Source organism: Actinomycetota bacterium (genome assembly GCA_019347675.1).
GTDB lineage: Bacteria > Actinomycetota > Nitriliruptoria > Nitriliruptorales > JAHWKO01 > JAHWKW01.
Genome location: JAHWKW010000058.1, coordinates 1 through 4,232, shown reverse-complemented (window position 1 = coordinate 4,232; position 4,232 = coordinate 1). Strand labels below are relative to the sequence as shown.

Annotated in this window: 5 protein-coding genes; 2 read left to right on the top strand and 3 right to left on the bottom strand. The window is 67.1% G+C overall.

Annotated features, from left to right (window positions below; translation table 11 throughout):
* Positions 1-283: 283 nt before the first annotated feature.
* Complete coding sequence (locus tag KY462_16740) at positions 284-1,642, top strand: glycoside hydrolase (GenBank protein MBW3579346.1); 1,359 nt, start codon at positions 284-286, stop codon at positions 1,640-1,642.
* Positions 1,643-1,739: 97 nt separating this feature from the next.
* Here the strand turns inward: KY462_16740 and KY462_16735 are convergent, their stop codons facing one another.
* Positions 1,740-2,120 carry a hypothetical protein gene (locus tag KY462_16735; GenBank protein ID MBW3579345.1) on the bottom strand — a complete coding sequence of 127 codons (381 nt, stop codon included), beginning with the start codon at positions 2,118-2,120 and terminating at the stop codon, positions 1,740-1,742.
* Positions 2,121-2,189: 69 nt separating this feature from the next.
* On the bottom strand, positions 2,190-2,510 hold the full coding sequence (locus tag KY462_16730) for an AAA family ATPase (GenBank protein MBW3579344.1): 321 nt from the start codon (positions 2,508-2,510) through the stop codon (positions 2,190-2,192).
* Between the two features lie 363 nt (positions 2,511-2,873).
* Here KY462_16730 and KY462_16725 point away from each other — a divergent pair, with 363 nt between their 5' ends.
* A complete protein-coding gene (locus KY462_16725) occupies positions 2,874-3,575 on the top strand; it encodes a hypothetical protein (GenBank protein ID MBW3579343.1) in 702 nt (233 codons plus the stop codon).
* A 51-nt stretch (positions 3,576-3,626) separates the two neighbouring features.
* Here KY462_16725 and KY462_16720 read toward each other — a convergent pair.
* A partial coding sequence (locus tag KY462_16720) for a CbrC family protein (protein ID MBW3579342.1) occupies positions 3,627-4,232 on the bottom strand: 606 nt, incomplete at its 5' end.

The window sequence follows — 4,232 nt, the reverse complement described above, 5'->3', positions numbered from 1 at the left end:
GCCCTCTGCCAGGTCCTCACCGACACCCACACCCTCTACCCCGGCACCGACCTCGAGCTCGTCTACGCCATCAAAACCCGGCCCGACTCTGCATGAACCATCCCGCTATGTCAGGAGGTCTGGAATCAGCGCCGGTTGTCACGGCCGCGGTGCAGGTCACCACCAATGCTGATCCGGCGCGTGGGCACTCGTCACCGCAGATCGCGGTCAACCCCACCAACGGCGAGCTGGTGGTGTCGAGAGCGAGATTCGCAGCAAGCGGACCTGTGACGTGCACTTGTCGGTGAACGGGGGCCGCACCTGGTACCCGGGCGGGAGCCCGATGCTGGATCCCCACACCGACTGCTCGGGGGTCGCCATCAACGGGCCGTACGCCACGTTGGTTTTTGACCGCGAGGGCGTGCTGTATGTGGCGCTCGTCGCCAACGACCCCAAGTTCAACCACCTGGAGCGTGCTGACCGGCCCCGGCACGTGTTCTTGGCCCGGTCCTCCGACGGCGGTCGCAGCTTCGACACGAGCATGGTCTACGAGGCGCCTGAAGGGGTCACCAAGGACCCGCGAACGAACAACCAGCGGCCGATGGTGGTGGTGGACCCCAGCGACCCGACGCATGTCTACGTGTCGTGGCTGCAGCGGGGAGTGGACACCGGTCACAAGGCGCTGATCGCGGCCTCCGATGATGGAGGCCGGACGTTCGCCGAGCCGGTACAGCTCAGCAACGACGAGGAGCACGGCGGGTACCAGCCGCGGCCGGCCGTTGGCCCCGACGGCACGGTGCACGTGATTTTCCCGTCCAGCGGGTTCGCCGACCCGCGCCCCGACGAGCCTCTCGTCCGGCCCCTGTACTACTCCCGGTCGGTGGACTACGGGCGGACCTTCGACGAGGTGCGGGTCATCGACGAGGGCAACGCAGGCTTCAGCTTCATGCGCAAGCAGCTGCTCGCAGCCGACCCGAGCACTGGGACGTTGTACGCGGTCTGGTACGGCCATCCGGATCCGCGCGCCAGCCGCCCCGATGCGGACGCCGACGTGTTCGTCCGTGTCTCCACCGACGGTGGTGACACGTGGAGCGAAAGGCGGCGGATCAACGACGATCGGGTGGGCGTACAGCAGTACGACCCGGGTATATCGATCGCACCCAACGGTCGTGTGGACGTCGCCTGGTACGACTTTCGCAACAGCCCGGTGCCGGAGGGCGAGGGAGAGGTCGGTAACGCCGGCGGGTACAACGATGTGTACTACGCCTCCTCCAGTGACCAGGGAGTCACGTGGAGCGAGAACGTGCGTGTCAGCGACCGGATCATCGACCGCACCATCGGCGTGTGGTCCAACAACATCCACAGCCACACGAACGTCGGAATGACGTCGACCGACAACGCCGTTTTCGTCGCTTGGCAGGACACCCGCAATGGCAACGAGCGGACGCAGGCCGAGGACATCTACTTCGCGTCCATCCTGCTCGACGGTCCAAACCGCACAAGCGTTGTGTCGGCGGCGTCGTTCGACGTTCCACTGTGGGCGGTCGTGGCGACGTCGCTGGCCGTCGGCCTGGGCGTCGCCATGCTTGTCGCCGCGGTGCTGCTACGTCGTGTGGGGCCGCGCGACGCTCGCCTAGAAACGACGACGCGCGCCTCGGGTTAGGGCAGGGTTAGGGCCGCACTCACAGCGGGCCGCCCGCCCGGCCCTTGGGCCCACCACGCGTGCCCGGCACCTTGCCGCCATCTCGGGCTGGCGCAGTTCACGGCTGGTGGATGCGGGTCAGGCGGTCGGCGAGTGGCAGCAGCGCGGTGGTTGCCGGGGCGTTGGGCGAGTGGTCGAGCAGGCACGTTCCTGCCCGATCGGCTGCCCGCACCGCGGGATCCTCAGGGACGGCGGCCACCAGCGGTAGGCCCCGCTCGGAGGCGAACCGGTCGACCCGGTCGCGGTCAGTGTCGAGCAGCCGGTTGCCGACCACCGCGACGGATGCGATCCCCAGCTGCACAGCCAACGCGTGAGCACGATGGGCCGTGCGCAGGGATTTGGTGTGCGCCTCGGTGACCAGCAGTAGCACGTCGACGTCGCGCAGAGTCCCGCCAGCCCACGACAGATGCTCCAGACCCGCCTGCATGTCGACGATCACCGCGTCAACGACCGGTCGGCAACCCGCCTGGGCGATGAAGTCACGGACCGTGACGTGGGAGATCCCGGTTCAGCCGCTCCCGGCCCGCTCGACCTGTGCCGCCAGCAACAGCATGACGCCGTCCGGTGCGGGCAACGCGTACTCGGCCAGGACCTGCTTGGGTGCCAACCCCTCGGGGAGGCGCCGGGGACCTGACTGGTTCAGCAGCGGCCGGATCCGCGCCGCTGCATCGAGCGGCATCCCAAGACCCATCGCCAGGTGAGGGTCAGAGTCGGCGTCGATCACCACGACATCCAGACCTCGACGCGCCAGTGCACGGGCGAGCACGGCCGCAACGGTGGTCTTGCCCGCCCCGCCCTTGCCGGCGACCCCCACCGTCACGGCAGCCATAGCACCCTCCAAGCGACCCCACGGCATGGTAAGGGATGCCTTCCAAGCGACCCAACGCAGTAAGGTAAGGGACAGTCGGGCGGGGTGGCGGCTCGGCGGAGGAACACGGCTACCACTTTGCGGGAACTGCGGTAGTTCGCGCAGACGTTCGGCGACGGGACTCGGCATAAGCGCCAGAGGACCGTACGAGAACGGGCGATACAAGCCGCCCATTCTGGCCTCGTAGACTGCGCGCTGCCCCATCGTGAGCGGACTGTCCGTGGTCACTTGATGCGTTTCGTCGAGGACGTGGGGCTTGCGGAGGATCTGACCGCGCCCATCCAACCGGTCATTCACGCGACGAACATGGACCGCCCGTGGACGGTGGGCGAGGTCCTCCCCCCGCACGGCGAAGGGACCTACCTCAAGGTCTTCCACGCGATCTACGAAGACCCGACCTTCGCGGGGACCTCCGCAACGTGGGACGAGATCGCTGGTCCGTCGGAGGATGCGACCTGGCGAGAGGCGTTCGGCACAGAGGCGCCGGGTGTTCTCCAGCGGACATCCACCATCGGAGTAGACGTGTCGGGGATGCGCCGCGTGAGGTGGGCGGAGCTTTTCGCGGACCGAAGCCTGGCCTCCAACACAGATTGGCAGACGCTCGGTGACCTGCTCGACGGTCCCAGCTGGCCTCGGTCGATGGTCGGCCCCCAGGAAGGCTCGCTTGACGTCCTGAGTGCCCGTTCGATCGCCGAGGTCATCGTCGAAGGAGCAACACCTGATTGCGTGATGTTCCGCCATGGGTGGACCGCCTCGGGGCCGCTCACAAACGTGCGAGAGGAGGTGGGAGCAGTCGCTACCGGAGCTGCTTCTGATTTCCTTGACTTCATGCAGGCCGTTGGAGGGTCACCGCACTACTGCTGGGCGACGGACTCGACCTGGTCGGTCACCACCGACCTCGACGCCTGTACCAGCTTCATGGTCTTGCCGGACCGCATCGCCGGTCGGATGCTTGGACACCCAGCACTAGAGGCCATCGAAGTGTCGCGTGACGACCGCGCCTTCCCCATGTTGAGACTGCGGTAGTCCTCCAGAACCGCCGCTCCGCGCAGTCGTAGGCCGCGAGACGGACGAGCGTTACGTGAAGTCGGCGTAGACCTCGAACTCGTTGCAGTGACGGCACCGGAACGCGTACGCCGTGGGCATGTCGTTCCGGTCCAGCGAGCTGATGAAGTCGTCCACCTCGTCAGCCGGCCAGCCCCACGACGTCAGTTCCCTGCGAAGTGACGCGACCGCTTCCGGCCCCAACCCCACAAGCTCCCGGTGGCCTACGGGCCCGAGGAAGTTCATGGCATCGCCACAGTGCGCTCGCCACGTCTCCTGCTGCCAGCCGGTGAAGCCAGGCGTACAGCGCAGGACCTCGTCCTTCACCGCACGAGGCACGTCTTCCCAGCCGTCGCCGCCCAGGTCCGTGAACATGGCGTCAAGTTCGTCGGCCGCACGGCCGCTCGCGATGCATTCGTCGCAGATCGTGGGTCGACCGGACCGACGGGAGTACACGGGCCCCTCGTAGACAAGGTCGACATCGCGGGAGCAGATGTCGCAGCGCTTGCCGTCACTAGGCGCGTTTTCCGCATCGTCGTGCCGTAAGTCGTGGCCGTAGCGGGCTGTTTGCCGTTCTTGCTGGGGGTTCCTGGGCGTTTCTGGCTTCCGGGCCTCTGACATTGTTGTGCCAACATGAGC